At 39.2% G+C, this 19606-nt stretch carries 20 protein-coding genes; 13 read left to right on the forward strand and 7 right to left on the reverse strand.

The window, feature by feature from the left end; translation table 11 throughout:
• Positions 1–19: 19 nt before the first annotated feature.
• The gene (locus tag ABZP26_RS06020; RefSeq protein ID WP_036956974.1) at positions 20–868 is read right to left on the reverse strand and encodes a DUF72 domain-containing protein; all 849 of its coding nucleotides are present in this window, start codon (positions 866–868) and stop codon (positions 20–22) included.
• 237 nt (positions 869–1105) lie between these two features.
• Between ABZP26_RS06020 and aspS the strand changes: the two genes are divergently transcribed.
• The 4 genes from aspS (at position 1106) to ABZP26_RS06040 (ending at position 6052) form a co-directional block, all read left to right on the forward strand.
• Positions 1106–2884 carry an aspartate--tRNA ligase gene (gene aspS / locus ABZP26_RS06025; RefSeq protein WP_036956955.1) on the forward strand — a complete coding sequence of 593 codons (1779 nt, stop codon included), beginning with the start codon at positions 1106–1108 and terminating at the stop codon, positions 2882–2884.
• Between the two features lie 632 nt (positions 2885–3516).
• Positions 3517–4035 carry a DUF6795 domain-containing protein gene (locus tag ABZP26_RS06030; RefSeq protein WP_036956956.1) on the forward strand — a complete coding sequence of 173 codons (519 nt, stop codon included), beginning with the start codon at positions 3517–3519 and terminating at the stop codon, positions 4033–4035.
• Between the two features lie 321 nt (positions 4036–4356).
• Positions 4357–4878 carry a DUF6795 domain-containing protein gene (locus tag ABZP26_RS06035; RefSeq protein WP_024601630.1) on the forward strand — a complete coding sequence of 174 codons (522 nt, stop codon included), beginning with the start codon at positions 4357–4359 and terminating at the stop codon, positions 4876–4878.
• Positions 4879–4891: 13 nt separating this feature from the next.
• Positions 4892–6052: a lipase family protein gene (locus tag ABZP26_RS06040; protein ID WP_235190299.1), complete on the forward strand. Its 1161-nt coding sequence runs from the start codon at positions 4892–4894 to the stop codon at positions 6050–6052.
• Positions 6053–6273: 221 nt separating this feature from the next.
• On the opposite strand, the gene ABZP26_RS06045 is transcribed toward ABZP26_RS06040, so the two are convergent.
• Positions 6274–6597 (reverse strand): hypothetical protein, encoded by a 324-nt coding sequence (locus tag ABZP26_RS06045; protein ID WP_008111621.1) that lies wholly within the window; start codon positions 6595–6597, stop codon positions 6274–6276.
• 129 nt (positions 6598–6726) lie between these two features.
• Here ABZP26_RS06045 and ABZP26_RS06050 point away from each other — a divergent pair, with 129 nt between their 5' ends.
• Positions 6727–7473, forward strand: a complete 747-nt coding sequence (locus ABZP26_RS06050; protein WP_024601632.1) for an alpha/beta hydrolase — start codon at positions 6727–6729, stop codon at positions 7471–7473.
• Positions 7474–7577: 104 nt separating this feature from the next.
• Here the strand turns inward: ABZP26_RS06050 and ABZP26_RS06055 are convergent, their stop codons facing one another.
• From ABZP26_RS06055 to ABZP26_RS06065, 3 genes are all read right to left on the reverse strand, one after another.
• Positions 7578–8147 carry a hypothetical protein gene (locus ABZP26_RS06055; RefSeq protein ID WP_024601633.1) on the reverse strand — a complete coding sequence of 190 codons (570 nt, stop codon included), beginning with the start codon at positions 8145–8147 and terminating at the stop codon, positions 7578–7580.
• Complete coding sequence (locus ABZP26_RS06060; protein WP_024601634.1) at positions 8144–8755, reverse strand: hypothetical protein; 612 nt, start codon at positions 8753–8755, stop codon at positions 8144–8146. The genes ABZP26_RS06055 and ABZP26_RS06060 overlap by 4 nt, the downstream gene beginning before the upstream one ends.
• Before the next feature lie 157 nt (positions 8756–8912).
• Positions 8913–10115, reverse strand: a complete 1203-nt coding sequence (locus tag ABZP26_RS06065) for a bifunctional alpha/beta hydrolase/OsmC family protein (protein WP_013464576.1) — start codon at positions 10113–10115, stop codon at positions 8913–8915.
• Positions 10116–10541: 426 nt separating this feature from the next.
• Between ABZP26_RS06065 and ABZP26_RS06070 the strand changes: the two genes are divergently transcribed.
• Together ABZP26_RS06070 and ABZP26_RS06075 are read left to right on the forward strand one after the other, a co-directional pair.
• Complete coding sequence (locus ABZP26_RS06070) at positions 10542–11381, forward strand: isopenicillin N synthase family oxygenase (RefSeq protein WP_013464577.1); 840 nt, start codon at positions 10542–10544, stop codon at positions 11379–11381.
• Between the two features lie 171 nt (positions 11382–11552).
• Positions 11553–12950 carry a DEAD/DEAH box helicase gene (locus ABZP26_RS06075; RefSeq protein ID WP_024601635.1) on the forward strand — a complete coding sequence of 466 codons (1398 nt, stop codon included), beginning with the start codon at positions 11553–11555 and terminating at the stop codon, positions 12948–12950.
• A gap of 70 nt (positions 12951–13020) precedes the next feature.
• On the opposite strand, the gene ABZP26_RS06080 is transcribed toward ABZP26_RS06075, so the two are convergent.
• Together ABZP26_RS06080 and ABZP26_RS06085 are read right to left on the reverse strand one after the other, a co-directional pair.
• Entirely contained in the window at positions 13021–13767 is a 747-nt protein-coding gene (locus ABZP26_RS06080) for a DUF3307 domain-containing protein (protein WP_024601636.1), read from the reverse strand.
• Positions 13767–14390, reverse strand: coding sequence for a hypothetical protein (locus tag ABZP26_RS06085; protein WP_013464581.1), 624 nt, complete (start codon positions 14388–14390; stop codon positions 13767–13769). The genes ABZP26_RS06080 and ABZP26_RS06085 overlap by 1 nt, the downstream gene beginning before the upstream one ends.
• 139 nt (positions 14391–14529) lie before the next feature.
• On the opposite strand from ABZP26_RS06085, the gene ABZP26_RS06090 reads away from it, so the two are divergent.
• The 6 genes from ABZP26_RS06090 to ABZP26_RS06115 all read left to right on the forward strand — a co-directional run bounded on the left by ABZP26_RS06090 (position 14530) and on the right by ABZP26_RS06115 (position 19570).
• On the forward strand, positions 14530–15024 hold the full coding sequence (locus ABZP26_RS06090; protein ID WP_024601637.1) for an NYN domain-containing protein: 495 nt from the start codon (positions 14530–14532) through the stop codon (positions 15022–15024).
• Between the two features lie 187 nt (positions 15025–15211).
• Entirely contained in the window at positions 15212–16138 is a 927-nt protein-coding gene (gene nudC, locus ABZP26_RS06095; RefSeq protein WP_024601638.1) for an NAD(+) diphosphatase, read from the forward strand.
• A 3-nt stretch (positions 16139–16141) separates the two neighbouring features.
• Positions 16142–17320 (forward strand): cystathionine beta-lyase, encoded by a 1179-nt coding sequence (locus ABZP26_RS06100; RefSeq protein WP_024601639.1) that lies wholly within the window; start codon positions 16142–16144, stop codon positions 17318–17320.
• Positions 17321–17463: 143 nt separating this feature from the next.
• The gene (locus ABZP26_RS06105) at positions 17464–18291 is read left to right on the forward strand and encodes an ABC transporter permease (RefSeq protein ID WP_024601640.1); all 828 of its coding nucleotides are present in this window, start codon (positions 17464–17466) and stop codon (positions 18289–18291) included.
• Positions 18288–19196, forward strand: coding sequence for an ABC transporter ATP-binding protein (locus ABZP26_RS06110; protein ID WP_368485488.1), 909 nt, complete (start codon positions 18288–18290; stop codon positions 19194–19196). The genes ABZP26_RS06105 and ABZP26_RS06110 overlap by 4 nt, the downstream gene beginning before the upstream one ends.
• Positions 19196–19570, forward strand: a complete 375-nt coding sequence (locus ABZP26_RS06115) for a PH domain-containing protein (RefSeq protein WP_013464587.1) — start codon at positions 19196–19198, stop codon at positions 19568–19570. Before ABZP26_RS06110 ends, ABZP26_RS06115 begins: the two co-directional genes overlap by 1 nt.
• Positions 19571–19606: the final 36 nt, after the last annotated feature.

Consider the following 19606-nt stretch of genomic DNA (forward strand, 5'->3'; position numbering starts at 1 on the left):
CTGTATTTTGAATTTATTTTTAAAAAAGTGCTTGCTGGTGGGCTTCTTTTTCGCCACTAAATGGATTGAGTACATTGTGATTATACCCCAAATCTTGGCAAAACTGGCGAGCCAGCAGCGGCGCTTGGCGGTTATCAGCGGTATGAAAAAACACATAAGGACTTTTGCCCTCATCAAGCCACTGAGTTACTTTGCTAAGCCAAGGCTGATAAAAGGTCTTATAATCGTTTTCTAAATCAGCAATAACAAAACGTGCCATAGGCTGCGAGCCCGTAGCAATAGCGTGAACTGGTAAATGCGGTTTTTTCTGTTGTGCGTCTATTAGCGCTTCGGTGGTTGGCTTTACTGCAAAGAGCGCCCGAGTATCCATAGCAATACGGTTTATATTATTTGCCATTAAAAGCTGATTAAGTGCGATTTCGGCCTCACCTTTTTTAAAAAAATCAGGGTGGCGTACCTCAACCCCATAGTTTAGCTCTTTAGGAAGTAACTCAATAAAAGCGGCAAGCTTAGCTAAATGTTGTGGCGCAAACGCTTTAGGTAATTGCAGCATTATTTGCCCTGTTTTTTCAAATAGAGGGGCGAATAAATTAAGCCAATTAGTTAGCTCATGTTGCACGTTAGTAAGTTGGAGTTCGTGACTAAAGCGCCGATGAAATTTAAAGGTAAATTTAAACTCATCAGGTACACTGGCAGCCCATCGTAATACAGTGTCAGGCGAGGGATCGGCGTAAAAGCTAGTATTACCTTCTACCGAATTAAAATGCTGCGCATATTCGCTAAGCATATCGGCATTTTTACACTGGCGTGAAAATAAATTTCCTTTCCATGCGCTGCTCGACCACTGCGGGCATCCAATATATAGCATACAAACAAAAGCCTTGTTATAAAGTGCCGGTAGTGTAACAAATAACAAAACAGTGCGCTGTAAATTCCACCCCGAAAGGTAAACACGCCCTAGCATCTTCAACCTACTTGGGTATAATGCAGGGCTTAATTTGATTATTTTGAATTGCTAGCGGCTTTATTTTCATTTTGGTGTTTATAAAAACTTTTAAAACAACAGTGTTTAACCGCTATATGCCTTTTATCTGACAGGAAAACTATGCGCTCTATATACTGCGGACAGCTAAATAAAACTCACGTAGATCAGGAAGTTGAACTATGTGGCTGGATCAACAAACGACGTGACCTTGGTGGACTTATCTTTGTCGATTTACGCGATAGAGAAGGTTTAGTACAAGTTGTATTCGATCCGGAAGTTGAAGGATTAATGGAAACAGCTAACAAACTTCGTCAAGAATTTTGTGTTCAGTTAAAAGGGATTGTACGCGCTCGCCCAGATAGCCAAGTAAACAAAGATATGGCAACTGGCGAAGTAGAAATTTTAGGCACGGGTTTAACGATTATTAACCGCTCTGAGCCTATGCCACTTGATTTTAACCAAGTGAACTCAGAAGAACGTCGTTTAAAATACCGTTATTTAGATCTACGTCGTTTAGAAATGAGCGACCGCATTAAATTACGTGCTAAAGCAAGCAGCTTTGTACGTCGCTTTTTAGATGAAAATGGCTTTTTAGATATCGAAACGCCAGTACTAACTAAAGCAACGCCAGAAGGTGCTCGCGATTACTTAGTACCAAGTCGTGTACACAAAGGTAGCTTTTACGCATTACCGCAGTCGCCACAGTTATTTAAGCAATTGTTGATGATGTCGGGTTTTGACCGTTACTACCAAATTGTTAAATGTTTCCGTGATGAAGACTTACGTGCTGACCGTCAACCTGAATTTACTCAAATAGATTTAGAAACCTCGTTCATGAGCTCTGATCAAGTACGTGGTATGACAGAAAAGATGATCCGTGAAATGTGGCAGTCATTACTAAATGTTGATTTAGGTGATTTCCCAATTATGCCTTACTCTGAGGCAATGAGCTTATATGGTTCTGATAAGCCAGACTTACGTAACCCAATGAAGCTAATTGATGTAGCCGATTTAGTAAAAGACGTAGAGTTTAAAGTATTCTCAGGCCCAGCAAATGATGAAAAAGGCCGTGTTGCAGTGCTAACTGTTCCAGGTGGTGCATCACTTTCTCGTAAGCAACTAGATGACTACACTAAGTTTATCGGTATTTACGGTGCTAAAGGTTTAGCATGGATGAAAGTAAATGACCGCGATGCAGGCGTTGAGGGCGTGCAATCGCCAATCGCTAAATTCTTAAATGAAGATGTGATCACGCAGTTACTTGAACGTACTAATGCACAAACAGGCGATATCATTTTATTTGGTGCGGATAAACGCAACACCGTAAATGAAGCCATGGGCGCACTTCGTTTAAAAATTGGTATTGATTTAGAAATCACTAATTTAGATAGCTGGGCACCACTTTGGGTTGTTGACTTCCCAATGTTTGAAGAAGATGACGAAGGCACATTACACGCTGTACACCATCCATTTACTGCACCAAAAGATATTAGTGCCAGTGAGCTTGAAGCAAACCCAGCAGCGGCTATTTCAGATGCTTACGATATGGTATTAAACGGCTACGAAGTGGGCGGTGGCTCGGTACGTATTCACAATGCAGATATGCAAGAAGCGGCATTTAGAATTTTAGGTATTGAAGCGCAAGAGCAACAAGATAAATTTGGTTTCTTACTTGATGCTCTTAAATACGGCACACCGCCGCATGCAGGTCTAGCGTTCGGTTTAGACCGTTTAGTTATGTTGTTATGTGGTACTGATAACATTCGAGACGTTATTGCTTTCCCTAAAACAACACAGGCATCGTGCTTATTAACCGATGCACCAAGCAAAGCTAACAGCGATTCGCTGACAGAGCTTGCAATTAGTGTAGTTGAGAAAGAATTACCAAACGAAGAATAAAGCTAGTTAAACCATAGTGTTTAGTTAGATCAAAACCCCTTAGGCTAAATACCTAAGGGGTTTTTTGTTTTGCATAACCCAATTTAGGTACTTTATATTTATAAGCGAGTTATTTAAAGAAAGTCATTATTTCCATCAGTCATTTTCAAACTTTACAGCAAATGAAAAGCGCTTTAGCGATATTTCTGATGAAGAAATATTCTCTTTTAAGACAATCATCTTTTATTAACATAATGGTGTTAGCACATGCTGTTAAAAAGAAAATTTTCAGGAAGTTATCAGTTCAAGTTTATTACTCATGTTACTAAACCAAGAACAAAAAAATATATTAACTTGAATCGGGGAGCTGCTTTGATCAAAGGCGAAACTAAAAAATAACTATTAAAGCACCTTTATAATATTAGGCTTATTATAAAGGTGCTAGATAGGAGAGTGGAGCAATAGTAATTGCTTAATTTATGCAAGATCTAACAGGATATGTGATCAAAAGAAAGATGCCAAATTAGCTGTTGTTTAAGCTAATTTGCAATTTTATATGTTTTTGTTATGTTCACTTTTTAACAAGGATGTTAGTAATATAAATATGGAGTCTTTCCTGCTTTGTCAGCTAACGGTAACTTGGAGGTTCGCTGATGTCATTTTCTGAAATATTGAGAAAGATCAATAATCATATTGGTACTCATAAAGTCCATTTATGTCCCAAAGTAAAAGGCCGTTTAGTTAATTACGGAACTCCTCTTGCTAATGTAAAAATATCAAGAACACTTAGTTATTCTGATGGTAAATACACAAAAGATGAGTGTTTTACAGATAGCAATGGCGCATTTGAAATGCCAGAAATGAGCTTAAGATCCAGCCAACCTGCTTTGCTATTAGCTGAAAGGTTTACTTCTCAGAGGATATTTGCGCATTATGAAAATGATGTTTTCTTATTATGGTCAAGTGAGAATTCAGGTATAAACACGAAACCTGCATACGCAAAGAAGTTACGGACCTTAAATGGTGATATTTCTGACGAAGAAATCTTATTCTCTTTTAAGGATAATGATCTTTTTCATGAATATAAAGGCATTAGTATATGCCGTTGGAAAGAAAATTTTCAAGAAGTTAACAATGATGATCTATACAAGTTTATTGGTCAGGATAGCTAAACCAGAATAAAAAATATATCAACTTGAATGGGGGCTGTTTTTGTCAAAGGCGAAACTTAAAAGGTAACTATTAAAGAACCTTTATAATATCAAGCAAACTAAACACTTGTTAGATAGTAGATTGGAGCAATAGTAGTTGCTTAATTTATGCAAGATCTGACAGGATATGTGATCAAAAGAAAGATGCAAGAGTAGCTGTTATTTTAGCTAATTTGCAATTTTACATTTTTTTGTTATATTGCTTTTTTTACATGGATGTTGGCAATATAAATATGGAATATTTCCTACTTTGTCAGCTAACGGTAACTTTAAGGTTTGCTGATGTCATTTTCTGAAATATTAAGAAAGATCAATAATCATATTGGTACTCACAAAGTACATTTATGTCCCGAAGTGAAAGGCCGTTTAGTTAATAATGGTGCGCCTCTTGCCAATGTAAGAATATTAAGAACACTTAGTTATTCTGATGGTAAATACACAAAAGATGAGTGTTTTACAGATAGCAATGGCGAATTTGAAATGCCAGAAATGAGCTTGAGATCCAGTCAGCCTGCTTTGCTAATAGCAGAGAAAATAAGATGGCAGGAAATTACAGCTCAATACGGTGGCGACAACTTTATATTATGGTCAAGTAACCCTAGTGGAATTTCTGTTATTCAAGAGTATGTCGATAAGTTGAACTCGTTGAATGGCGACATTATTAATGAGGAAGTTTTTTTTTCTTTTAAAGGTACATCGTGTCAGAATTCGTACTGTGCAAAAAGTATCTGTCGATGGGACGACGATTTTGTTTTAATAGATCTTGAAGCCGATTTTGAACGGATGATAAGCGGAATTTTATAATAAGGATATTGGAATGAGTACAAATATGAATGTATTAACACCGGAGTTAGCAGCATTGTTTGCTTCGGTAGCTTATGATGTAAACCGTAACGGCGGAACTCAAACAAGTCTCTACCATAGTAGGTTGGCAGTAGGGTTTTCTTTTGAAAGTGATAATTTGCAAGCAATTAGTGGCAGTGTTTTAGAAAGAATATTTAAACATACAACTCCTTTCGGCTGTATAGCAAAAGGCAAACGAGGGCCATTTGAAGGTGACTTTGTAATAGCCTTAAGAGGGACGGAAAAGAAGCGTGATGTTATTACTGATTTACACTGTGGTGTGAATACATGCGCTAATGGGCAACCTGTTCATGCTGGATTTAATAACACTTTTAATTCATTAAAGCAGCAGCTTGAAGATTACTTCAAATTAGCCGCTTCGCAATCAAAAACAGGTCTAAATATTCATGTTGTTGGTCATAGCTTAGGAGGTGCGTTAGCTAATCTAGCTACAAACTGGTTAAAGAAACACTTTAACGCTAATGTAAAACTATATACCTTTGGTGCACCTAGAGTGGGGTATCCAAGCTTTGCACTAAAAACCGTTTATGCGACCGATAATGGTATCTATCGTTGTGTCCATGCAGGTGACCCAGTTCCGCTAGTGCCTGTATGGCCTTTTGTGCATACCGAGGATGAATACATATTGCATGGTGCACCGACGATAACACCAAAAGCTCACAGTATGACGGAAGAAACACCAGGGTATTTACATACTGCTAGTTGCTTTAAGAGCTATGCTGCAATCAATAAAGGGAAGGAATCTAGATTAAGACGACAAGTAAAACTTGATTATGATAAGCGCTTGCAGGCTAGGCCCACAACTCGTTGGGCAAGAACAATTGGCGAAGCAATTATAACTCATTTACATGCGTCAGGCAGATTACATGCGATACAAGCTGATATTTCAAATACCCTTACGGTTTACGATAAAATTGCAAAAGTGTTAGCAGACAGTATTGATATATCAAAAGGTAACGCCGAAGATGTAAGAGGTATTTTGGGGCACATTCTCTCATTTTGTGGATTACCCTTTAAAGCCATTGAATTAACTTACAAGTTTATAAGGAGTACTTTAACTCTAATGATAAACACCTTGACCAGTATGGCAAAACTAGCACTCAAAGGTTTATAGCACGGTGCTTGGTGTGGAAGTTAAGTAAGGCAGGTATTGATTGGCAGCTTTAATTGCAAGCAGTTCACACACATCTGCATGTATTACTGTTGCTTCGGTTACGAAGACCAATCAGCACAATAAGCTGTAGTAACTGCAAATTTAACTGCAATTATTATCGATGAAATACAATTGCAGTTTAGCCGCAAGAGCTTACGGCTAATACGTTATTATATTTACTATTAGCAAGCAGGGCCATTTTTGTTGCGCGCGCTAGCAAGTGCGCGAGCTATGCTCAGTAGCTCAGGCGAAATATCATCCGCGCCATCTTTAATTAGTTTAGTTACATCACCTGATGAATATAAACTATCACGCGGTGATTTAATCCCAAGCTCTCTCACAAAGTCTTTGGTTTTACCTGTACTGCCGGTTTCAATAAACTTAAAAATAATACGTTCGTTGTTACTTTTCGGCTCGGCTTGTAACACTTTAATTTCTTCTTGGTAGGCTTCAATTCTACTTTGTAGAATGTCGATGCGTTGTTCAATGCTGCTGTATGATTTCATGAATGGATTCTTTTGCGATAATAGTAAAACAATAATCGCTATTATCGCACAAATTAGTAAAGGAGCGTGCTAACCTTTATAATAAAAATTAATACTAGTTAAAAATATATAGATAATACAATGAAATGCATGTTAAAAATTATAAAAAAGCGTTTAATATTAAGTGCGCTGACTTTAAGCACTGCGCTATTTGCATCATCAAGTTATGCCCAAGACGATGTAGTGATTGATGATAGTCGTAATCGCTCTATACCTGTAAATATTACCCTACCAACTAACCACCTTAAGTGCAGCGCGCAAGTCAAATGCCCAGTGGTATTTATAAATGCGGGGTATGGCATTAGCCACAATGAATACACTTTTGCGAGTAAGTTATTTAATGCGCAAGACTATTTAAGCATTGCGGTAGCGCATGAGCTTAAAAGTGACCCTGCACTTAATGGTGCGCAGCCATACCTGACTACCCGTATGGAAAATTGGCACCGGGGTGTTGTAACACTCAAGTTTTTAGTCAACGAGCTAAGTGTTAAATACCCTGAGTATGAGTTTACAAAACTCACTTTATTTGGTCACTCAAATGGTGGAGATATCTCAGCCTTGTATGCAGCTATTTACCCAAATGAAGTAAGCCAATTAATTACGCTCGATCACCGCCGCATGTTATTGCCACGCAATAAAAACATACATGTGCTCACACTTCGAGGTAGTGATTACCCAGCCGATGCGAACGTGCTTTTAACCGACCAAGAGTTAACGGTTTATCCCGTTACGCAAACGTTTATAGCAGAATCACGCCACAACGATATGTACGATGGCGGGCCTAAATGGCTGGTGGATAGAATGAGTAAAGAGGTAGCGGCGTTTTTAGATAATTAGCTAAGATATATATCAAGCCAACATTATGCTGGCTTGATATATAAAGGTTTAAGCTGACGCAGAATTTTTAGTGCGATCAAACAAAGCATGTATATTATTGCAGGTTACCCTTGGGGTGTAGCAAACTGCTTTATTGGTTGTTCCTTTATTTCCATATCTTCTGTAGGAATTGTTAAAAGTGAATAGTTTGTTCTAATTGTGATGATATCGGCAAATTTACCATTAATGTACAAGTTTACAAATGGGGTAAGTGTTCCCACCAGATACCTCTTACCTGGATCTAATGCAAACCTCTTTTCTATGCCTTTTAGTTCAATAAATTTGACTTCTAGGGGCTCGAATTCTAATGATGACAATTGCTTGTAGGCGCGTCTGCGTCCCTGTATGGGTTGCTCTGACATACCTGTATCTAAGTTATTCTCTTTTAAATCGTAATAACTATTTTCTTCAAATACATACATCGAGTTTAAATCGATTCCTTGCTTATTAAAAGCGAGAGAGCTTAGCTTAACTTTATATGGTGTTGTGTTAGCTAATCTGATATTCGTTATACACTTAGTATCTATATGACAAAAAGTGAAAGAGGAGGTAGCGATAGGACTTTCGATAGCTTCTTCATTAGCAAACGATGAGTAACTAATCAAACAAAATATAGTAATAATAATTCTTTTCATTGGGCTGCTCGTACTGCACTTTCAAATGCGTATGAAGAGGATAAAATTTCTTTTCTATCTTGGGCGCTTTGGTTTATTCGTGCGTTTCGAGCGATTATATTAAGCTCTTTCATAGCTGTTCTAGCGTTATATGCTGTATCTTCAGAAGTCCATACCGCGTGACTAAACTCGTGAACGATAGTATCAACTTTTCTGTCAGTTCCTACTTCGAAAAAGCTCTTACCAAACCCTATAATTCCATATCTATCATAATAAGTAGCATCTCCAAACCCTGTGCATTTATAAAGTTTATGAGGGGTTAAAAGCATTGAGCCGATAAGGTTTATTATTTTGCGTGCTTGGCGAATTAGAAATGTTCGTGTTGCCTCAAAATTAATTGAATTAATAAAACCATATTGTTTCATAATTGATTCGAATTTTTCTTTTTTCTTTTCATCTAAGTTAGCAGGGTTGTGTAATATATTAATAAAAGTTGTTAATGCTTTTGGGGTAATTAGCATAGCTATTTCAATTTGTTTTAGTTCAGATAAAGTTAACTCGATACCTGTTTTGTTTGTTACTTCGTAAATTGAAAAGTTATTGCGCTCATAGTAAGTATTTTTATTCATACTATTTATACCTATCCTTGGTTATATAATTTTACTAACAAACTACTAGAATTGTACCTATTATTCAACCTCTATATTTTATCTCAGATTGTGAGGTTGCTTCATTGAACATCTAAGATAGCGCAGCCACAGCTGCGCTATCTTAGATGTTCTTTAGTCACTCCACTAATTCACTCACCACCAAAGGGCTATTATGTAGCGTTTTATGCACAGGGCATTTATCGGCTATTTCGAGTAATCGATTTCGCTGAGCGTCAGTTAAATCTCCTTGTAAGGTTATTTTGCGGGTAATGGCCTCTAGATTGCCGGTTTTTTCGCAATCATCACAATCTTGGTTGTAATTGCGGGTATGGTTAAGCTCTACTTTTATATGCTCTAGCGGTAACTCTTTGCGACTTGCATACATGCGAAGTGTCATTGCAGTACACGCTCCAAGCCCAGCGAGTAAATGATCATAAGGGTCTGGGCCTAAGTTTTTACCACCAACATCAGTAGGCTCATCAGCAAGCCATGTATGGTTTTTAGTACTCACGTGCTGAGTGAATTGATGATCTTTTTCTTCAACTAATACACTGCCGTTAGTTAATTTTGCACTATAGGGTGTTTTCTCGTATTTAACATAGCGATTAGCCCACGTAGCAATGACATCGGCTGCGTAGTTAGCGTCTTCTTTATTGCTGAGTAAGTGATCGGCATTATCTAAACTTATAAAGCTTTTTGGATGCTTGGCAGCGGCGTAAATTTTTTCGGCTTCACTAATATTCACGGTGGCATCAATAGGAGAGTGCATAACCAACAAAGCACGCTTAAGCTTGCCTATATGGCTGTTATCGTATTTGGCGATGTCATCTATAAATTGCTTTTTAATCGTAAACTCACGCCCAGCTAAACACACTTTTGCTTCACCCGATTGGTTTATTTCATCTAAATGAGCAGCAAAGTTATGAGTAACATGCTGGGCATCTGATGGCGCGCCTATAGTCGTAATAGCTGACACTTCGGGTATATGCTCTGCTGCTGCAAGCACCGCAGCACCACCTAAGCTGTGACCTATTAATAACTGAGGTGCTTTAAAGTGTGTTCTTAAGTGATTGGCAGCAGCCACTAAGTCTTGAATGTTTGATGAAAAGTTACTGTTGGCAAAGTCACCGTCGCTATTACCAAGCCCTGTAAAATCAAAGCGTAATACAGCAATGCCTTGCTGAGTGAGTGCGCGGCTTATTCGTGTTGCAGCCGCTACATCTTTAGAGCAGGTAAAACAGTGGGCAAATAAGGCATAAAATTTCACCTCACCAGAGGGCTGTTCAAGTTGTCCAGCAAGTTCTAATTCACCGCTTTTAAAAGAGACTTTTTGTCGCATGGGAATACCTTAACTAATTGATAAAGTGTGTGGTGCTGATAAATAAGAGATTGGTACGGTGGGATGAAAATTCAATATTGGCATTATTTTGATCTCGATCAAGCTAGAAAGGGCTTGCCAATTGAGTGCGGACATATGTCCTTATAATTTCAAAGGGGTTTGTCTATCCTCGCACAGCATAAAAATGCAGCCTTTATTACTTGAATTAAGTAGTTAAGCTATATTTGAATGTAATACCAGTTTGCATAAACCTGTGATTAATTTAATGTATTAAGTCGTTGTTTATCGTCGTTTAAAAAACCTTATCTAGAACAAGTAGATATAATTTTTTTGCGTAGTTAGCATGTAATATTTAGTTAATTTAATGGATCTTTACTCAAGCGAATTGGTAAATGGCTTCTAACAACCTACTTACTGGAATGTACCATGCAATTACCCACAGTTGATTATAAAGCGGACGATGCGGCTGCGCAATTTGTTGAATCGTTGAGAAATACTGGTTTTGGCGTATTAAAAAACCATCCTATTCCGCAATCTTTAGTTGAGTCTATTTATAAAAATTGGCAAGACTTTTTTAACTCAGAGCAGAAGCATGAGTTTTTATTTTCAAAAGAAACGCAAGATGGCTATTTTCCACCGTCGGTATCAGAAGTTGCTAAAGGCCATACAGTAAAAGACATTAAAGAGTACTTTCATGTTTATCCTAAAGGCCGTGTTCCTGCTCAATTAGAAGCTGATGTGCGTGAGTACTACCGTTTAGCTAATGAATTTGCGGCAACATTATTAAGCTGGGTTCAGGCTGAAGCGCCTGAAGAAGTCCGTGCTAAGTTCTCTATCGATTTAAAAGATATGATTGCCCAGTCTGAGCAAACGTTGTTGCGTATTTTACATTACCCGCCAATGACAGGTGATGAAGAGCCAGGTGCTATTCGTGCTGCTGCGCACGGTGATATTAACTTATTAACCGTATTGCCAGCGTCAAACGAGCCAGGTTTACAAGTACAAAAAACCGATGGCGGTTGGTTAGATGTGCCATGTGATTTTGGTAGTTTAATTATTAATATTGGTGACATGCTACAAGAAGCATCAGGTGGCTATTTCCCATCAACGATTCACCGTGTAATTAATCCATCAGGTAAAGCAACAACCAAATCACGTATTTCATTACCTTTGTTTTTGCATCCTCGTCCAGATGTGGTGTTATCTGAACGCTACACAGCAGATAGCTACTTACAAGAGCGTTTACGTGAGCTAGGTGTAAAATAATCCTTTAGCATATGTAATGCTCAGGTAAATAAAAAGCGGCTGTTTAGCCGCTTTTTTAGTATTTGTGTGTATTGATTTGACACAAAGTAAATAATGGCATGCATTCTGAGCTACTAAAGGTATAATGCGCGCAACTGGCCACTTTGGCCTAATTTGAAATAGAGAGTTTATATGAGTTTTGATGGTTTAGGTTTATCACAGTCTTTAGTTAATGCGGTTTTAGAAAAGGGCTATGAAACGCCAACGCCTATTCAGGCTCAAGCTATCCCAGCAATTATTGCGCGTCGCGATGTAATGGCCGCAGCACAAACAGGTACCGGTAAAACCGCTGGTTTTACTTTGCCACTAATTGAGCGTTTATCGTCGGGCACTAAAGCAAAAAGTAATCATGTACGTGCGCTTATTTTAACGCCAACCCGAGAGCTTGCGTTGCAAGTAAGCGAAAACGTTGAAGAATACGCTAAGCATTCTGATGTGAGTTCGTTTGTGGTTTACGGTGGTGTAAAAATTAACCCACAAATGCAGCGCCTGCGTAAAGGGGTTGATATTTTAGTGGCCACACCTGGGCGCTTAATTGATTTACACAATCAAAACGCGGTTAAATTTGATAGCGTTGAAGTACTGGTTTTAGATGAAGCCGACCGTATGTTAGACATGGGCTTTATCCACGACATTAAACGCTTAATTGCAAAAATGCCTGAAAAACGTCAAAACTTAATGTTCTCAGCAACCTTTTCTGACGACATTCGTGCATTGGCCAAAGAGTTAATTAACGATCCGGTTGAAATTTCAGTCGCTGCCAAAAACACGACTGCTAAAAGCGTGACTCAATGCGTGTACGCAGTAGATAAAGCGCGTAAAACGGCCTTATTAAGCCATTTAATTCGTAGCAACAATTGGCAACAAGTACTGGTATTTAGCCGTACTAAACACGGTGCTAACCGTTTAGTTAAGCAACTGGAACGTGATGATATTGTTGGCGCAGCAATCCATGGTAATAAATCTCAGGGCGCACGTGTTAAAGCATTGGAAGGCTTTAAAAGTGGTGAAGTGCGCGTATTAGTGGCAACCGATATTGTTGCCCGTGGTTTAGATATTGTTGAGCTTCCACACGTAGTTAACTACGACTTACCTAATGTATATGAAGATTATGTTCACCGTATTGGCCGAACTGGTCGTGCGGGTGCATCAGGGCATGCCATTTCGTTTGTAACGGTCGACGATGCAGTGGATTTATACGGTATTGAACGCTTTATTGGCGAGTTAATTCCTCGTGCTGAAGAAGAAGGCTTTGAACCGGCTAACCCTGTTGCTGAGCGCGCCCTCGATGCTCGCCCACTGCCTGCTAAAAAGCCAAAGAAAAAACAACCATTTAATAAGCCTAAATCTGATAGCAGCAAACCTAATAGCAAAAAGCCTAACAATGGTGGCAATGGTACAGGCCCACGTCGTGGTGGCTCTAAAAAGCCAGCAGCAAAAACAGACGAGAATGCACAAAACCCTTGGGCAAAGCGTCAATCGGTAGGGGGCACTGGTCAGCGCCGTCGTCGTCCAGCAAATAACGACTAATTGTCACTGCGTTTAGTTAAACGCAGCTGCAAAAAAAGCGCTAGCTTTAAGGTTAGCGCTTTTTTTGTTTTTAATTTATCAGTAAGTAATTAATGCCTAGGCCAACAAACAGCGTAACGCTAACACTCAGTAACGTGCCTAGCATCACATATTCCGTGAGTTGTTTATCTTTACTGGCACTTAAGTCGCCAAATCTAAACACGGATTTGGCGGCAATTAAAAACCCAAGCCCAGCAAACTGATCTAATAAAATAAATGTCAGCATAAGTACTCGTTCGAGCATACCAATACTTTGTCCTGCTAAAGGGAGGCTACCATCACTAGAAAAGTGATTAGTTAAACGCTCTAACATCATTCTTATAAATACCGCACTGGGACTTAAAATAATAAGGTAACCAGTTATAACCCACAGCACTTTTTCGTTGAACAATAACGCCATAAAATTGTTAGTAAATTGCTGATTATCAGTGAGCCAAATGCTTATCACAACAAGGACGGTGATATGGGCAATTTGGTCTAATAAAAAAGGCACCACGCCTTTATTTGAATACGATTTTGCAATATCAATAAAGTAGTGGCTGATCATAATAATACTGGTGGCCAGTAATACGCTGCTTAGTTGTTGCCAGCCAAAGCTATATTCCCAAAGTGCAACAACGACAGCGCTGGTAACTCCGTGAATCAATACATGGTAGTAAAGTTTTTTTGCTTTAAAATGACGGGTGTTTCTGTCGTTTACCCAGCTCATGGGTTGCCAATAAAAATCAGCGAGTAAGTGGCCAATAATCAGTGCAACGAGTAATAGTGAAAATTCCATTAGTCATGTCCTTGCTGTATGCTTTTAAGCTGTTGTTGTGCATGTAAAATAAATCGTTCTATCAGCTGATAGTTAGCAAGATTAAGCAGCTTAGTAACGTTTTCTCGGCTGGTGTTGAGCTCATTAGCTAAGGCTGCATGGTTGTTATTAGTATGGGTTAAATATACATACAAAGCATTTGCTTGTTTTTGGGTTATTTTACACAGTAATACATCGACAAACGCTAGGTTTAGCTTAAAGCTCTCATCAACTGGTTGTTTTGCAATAGCAAATGTAAAGCGCTGGTTTGTCATTTTATCTAGCTCATGACCAGAGAGAGTAAACGCAGAGCCTGTAGCGGTTTTTATACTCGTACCAGGGTTATCTATGTGTCCCAATGCCATGCTTTGACGCAATTCATAGCCGGCAGATTTGAGCTGTAGATAGATAAGAATAGCGGTGGTAACTAACCGTTCACTTTTTTCTACTTGCAGCTGAAATGCATCCCCACGGTAAATATCCCAAGATGTTGTTTTATTACAATTTGCACGTAAACTTTGCTCTAGCTGATAAAGCATGGCATCGTATTGTTGTTTAGGTATTTTTTGCGATTTAATTATATCGCCGCTGATCACACCAATCATATAAATCCAGATAGATTATTTATATGTAACTAATTTTGGTTACATCTTAAAATGTAACCGTATTTGGTTACATTGGGTTTGGTAACTAATTTAGGTTACTTAACACGCAATTGCAAGTATTACTCATTAGGACATAATAATGACCTCACAACAAAGCAGTAAACCTCGTGTAGGTATTTTTGTCGATGTACAAAATATTTATTACACCTGTCGCGAGAGCTACGGTAAAAACTTTGATTACAATGCCTTTTGGCGAATGATAGAGCAACAATACGATATTAAATGTGCGTTTGCTTATGCAATATACCGAGGTGATGAAAAGCAAAATCAGTTTCAAAATATTTTGCGCGCTATTGGCTTTGAAGTAAAACTAAAACCCTTTATTCAACGCCGTGACGGCAGTGCCAAAGGCGATTGGGATGTAGGTATAACCATAGATATGTTAGAGCAGGGAAAGCAGCTTGATAAGGTTATTTTACTCTCGGGTGACGGTGACTTTGCGTTATTACTTGGGCACTTAAAAAATCAATACAATGTTCCGTGTGATGTATACGGTGCTGATAAATTAACCGCAGAGGTACTTAAGCAAAGTGCTGAGCAATTTCATTTAATTGACAATCAGTTACTACTTTAAAAAGTATAAGCGCTGCGTTGGTTCGGTGTATTTTTGAGCAGAATGCCCACCTTCAACATGAGCATTTTTAATACAGCGGGTGCATAGATTAATTAAGCCTAATTTAGGCTTTTTTTATGGCGGTAATAAATTGGGTTTAGTGGATGATTATGGTAATTTTAAGAATCAATTAGTATCAAGGAATTACATGCTTAACTACAGTAATATGCCATTAGACAGAGGCTCAAATGCGCGCAAAGACCCTACTTGGGTAGACGCAAAAAAAACAGCAGACAGCTTATGGCTTTTAGTTAAAGGCAATCACACCTTATTTGCTAACAGTAGCCCTGAGGTGGTGTATTTGGCTTACCTACAGGTGGCACATTTAGATTTAACGCAGGCTATTTTTTTAGGTTCAAATGAGCAGGATAATGCCGTATTTGCGCTAGATGTAACCGCACTCGAAGAGTCGTTATTAGCAACGATTATTGATGGCGCCCAGTTTGCAGATATTCGCCAGTTTGGTACACAGGTGGCGCTTGAAGATGGCTCAAATGCAGCGCTTGCCCGTGGGTTGTGTTACTGGCATGCCACTCATAGTTTTTGTGGTCGTTGTGGTACCAAAAATCACTTAGTTGAAGCGGGTCACTCTCGATTATGCGACAATCCTGCGTGTTTGCACCAGACTTTTCCGCGTACCGATCCTGCGGTTATTATGGTAGTAACTAGAACATTTTCTGATGGGATTGAACGCTGCTTATTGGGTCGCCAAGCAACTTGGCCAAAAGGATTGTATTCATCGCTTGCAGGCTTTGTTGACCCTGGTGAAACCCTTGAGCAAACCGTGATCCGAGAAGTAAAAGAAGAGGCGGGTATTACTGTGGAAAAAGCTGAATATATTGCTTCGCAACCTTGGCCGTTTCCTTCGTCAATTATGCTAGGTTTTATTGCCACAGCAAGCAGTGATGAAATAAGCACAGAGCAAGATGAACTTGAAGATGCAAAGTGGTTTTCTCGCGAAGAACTTGCGCAATTTAAAGATTGGCACCATCAAGGGGAGCATTTAAAGCTACCTAGAGCTGATTCAATTTCGCGTTATTTAATTGAATATTGGCGTACTCAGATAGAAGGATGAATCATGTCGAGCAAAAATAAAAATACTCAGTTAGTCTCATCAGGGCGCAAAAAAGCGTACACCCATGGCGTAGTCAATCCTGTGGTACAGCGTGCTTCAACGATTGTGTTTGATTCTGTGAGTGAGCTTAAAGAAGCGGCTAAAACACGCGGTGATAAAACGTTATTTTATGGCCGTCGTGGTACCACTACGCATTTTGCCCTGCAAGAGGCAATTACTGAACTCGAAGGGGGTGAAGGCTGTGCCTTATACCCATGTGGCGCGGCAGCGATAAGCCAAACATTGTTATCGTTTTTAAAGTCCGGTGATCATATTTTAATAGTGGATACTGTTTACGAGCCAACCCGTGATTTTTGCGACAAGATTTTAGCGGGGCTGGGCATTACTACGACCTATTATCCGCCCATGATTGGCGCAGATATAAAAGAGTACATTCAAGACAATACCAAAGTGTTGTTTTTAGAATCTCCGGGTTCAATTACCATGGAAATTCAAGATGTTCCCGCTATGGTGCAAGTTGCAAATGATCATAATGTGATGACGGTGCTTGATAACACTTATGGTAATGGTTTGCACTATCGCCCACTTGAACATGGTGTTGATATTAGTATTCAAGCGGCAACCAAATATATTGTAGGTCATTCAGATGTGATGATGGGCGTAGCTGTAGCGAATAAAAAATATTGGCCAACACTTCGTGAACACTCTTATTTACTCGGGCAATGCACCAGTGCAGATGATGCGTATTTAGCACTACGAGGTTTGCGTACCATGGCGGTGCGATTAAATCAGCATGAAAAAGCGGCTATTGAGGTTGCTAAATGGTTAGAGCAGCACGAGTTAGTTGATCATATTCGCCACCCAGCATTTGAAACATGTCCTGGGCATGAATTTTTCAAACGCGATTTTGACGGTAGTAATGGTTTGTTTTCGTTTGTAATGAAAACCGGTAACCAAAAGGCCATTGATGCTTTTTTAGATAGCTTGCAGCATTTTAAAATGGGCTTTTCTTGGGGAGGCTTTGAGAGCTTAGTAACGGCAAACCTATCAATGAAAGGGCTGCGCTCGCAAACAGGATGGGAGCATGGACCTGTTATTCGTTTGCACATTGGCTTAGAAGATGCTGAAGATTTAATTGCCGACTTACAGCAAGCATTCGCTATTTATGAGCAACATTTATAATTATTAATTGTTTAAATTACATTATTTGTTACAAAGCCTACCTCTGAGTAGGCTTTTTTTTGCTAGCAATTCAACGTGTTTACACTTAGTGTTGTTAAATAACGCTTATTTTAAAGCATGAACAACGTCATTAAGGATAGTCAATGGCAACACCATTACCAATAAACGTAGGGCGCTTAACTCAAATTGCGGGTTTTGAGCTTGTACGTATGTTTTTAACTAAACGAGGACTTATTGCACTGGCGGCTTTTGCGCTAGTGTGGCTTGTTATTTTACGTTACCCCATAGGGCAGGCAGTGGGCATTATCAGCTCCCCCGATTTTGAACAAATAGCCCGTGATATTTCCGGCTCTATTGGATTAAATAAGTTACTTGATTGGCCTGAAGCCGAATTTGCTATGTATTGGCTGATTGCCTTGTATAGTTTTCCTGTTTTTAGCTTATTTATTTGTAGTGATCAAACTGTGGGTGACAGAGAGAGGGGGACTTTAAGGTTTTTATCACTGCGCTCAACCCGCTTTGAAATACTCTTTGGTCGATTTTTAGGGCAGTTAGCGGTACTAACCTGTTTAGTTGGCATTACATTGGTAGCGACATTGGCGGTGCTCGGGTTTCGCGATCCGAGCTTACTTGCTGGTGGCGTTGGCCGTGCAGTTTCAATATTTTTAATTCTCATTGTTACTTTTGCGCCGTTTGTTGCGTTAATGAGTTTGATTAATACTTTTGCGAGCTCATCTCGCTTATCTATTGTGTTAGCCATTTTATATTTTACAGCCGGTGGCATTATTGTTGGATTGCTGGAGTGGCAAATACCCGCATTAAGTGTGCTTGATTATTTATTCCCTGGTGTGCAAATAGAGTTATTAGCGGGACAGAACTTACCGCTATTGAGTGCATTGGCTATTCCGCTTGTGCAAACAGCGGTGCTACTTGTGGTTGCGCAACGTGTTTTTGCAAGGAGCTCACTATGAAATCATTAATCACAGGGTGTAATTTAAGTAAATCGTACGGCTCAAAACTGGCTCTTAATAATGTGAATTTTGAGATTCAAAAAGGTGCTCCCGTTGCGCTTGTTGGCCCTAATGGCGCAGGAAAAACTACTTTATTTAGTTTGCTGTGCGGCTATATAGCCCCTAGCATGGGAGAGCTTGAAATACTCGGCCATAAACCAGGCAGCGCTGCTTTATTTAATAAAGTGAGTGCATTACCGCAAGATGCCCAGCTTGATCCGCGTTTTAATATAGATAAACAACTTAGTTTTTATGCCAAGCTACAAGGCATGAGTACTAAGCAAAGCCACGTAGAGGCACTTCGTGTGCTTGATTTAGTGGGCCTTAGCGAAATTGCAAAAAACCGCGCTGGGGATTTATCCCACGGTATGCGCAAGCGTGTAACCATAGCGCAAGCATTAATTGGCTCACCACAAATTGTAATGTTAGATGAAGCCACGGCAGGGCTTGATCCTATTCATGCCAGAGAAGTGCGCGAGTTGGTATCTCAGTTAAGTGACCAAGCGACGTTTATTTTAAGTTCACATGATTTAACTGAATTAGAACGACTGTGTTCCCAAGTACTCCATTTGGATAAAGGCGTATTAAGCGAGCACCAAACTAAAGCAGTGAACACCGATAAGCACTTTTACACCTTAATGCTTAGCGACGTGTATCAAAATGTGGAGCAACAACTCCAAGCACTTGAGGGGGTGAGTCGTGTTTATATGAGCCAGCACAAAGAGTACGTGATTGAGTATCAACCAACCAGTGATCCGCTCGATATAGCACTATTGCAATTTTGTCGCCAACATAATTGGCAGTATCGGCAGTTAGTAAATGGCCATACATTAGAAAATCAAATATTTAAACAGGAGAAACTATAATGGGACTATTTAGTGGTTTAATGGGTAATGCCAGTGAAGTGGATGACGCTGATTTAGAGAAAGTGTTGGCAAATACCCTTATTGAAGGTGAGCAAGTTGAAAAAGCGTATAAAGTTGTCCGTGATATGTTTATCTTTACTAATAAGCGACTTATTTTAATCGATAAGCAAGGCGTGACAGGGTCTAAAATGGAAATGATCAGTATTGCCTATTCTAAAATTACTAAATTCAGTAAAGAGAGTGCGGGGCACTTTGATTTAGACGCCGAGTTAAAAATATGGGTAGGTTCAGATCCAACGCCTATTAGCAAGGACTTTAAAGCAGGTGATAACATAAATGATGTTTATAGGATAATCAGCCAGTATTCATTATAGAAACAAACAAAAATCGGTGTAAAATTAAAGTAATTG

This window comes from Pseudoalteromonas sp. SD03, from assembly GCF_040937955.1.
Classification (GTDB): Bacteria; Pseudomonadota; Gammaproteobacteria; order Enterobacterales; family Alteromonadaceae; genus Pseudoalteromonas; species Pseudoalteromonas tetraodonis.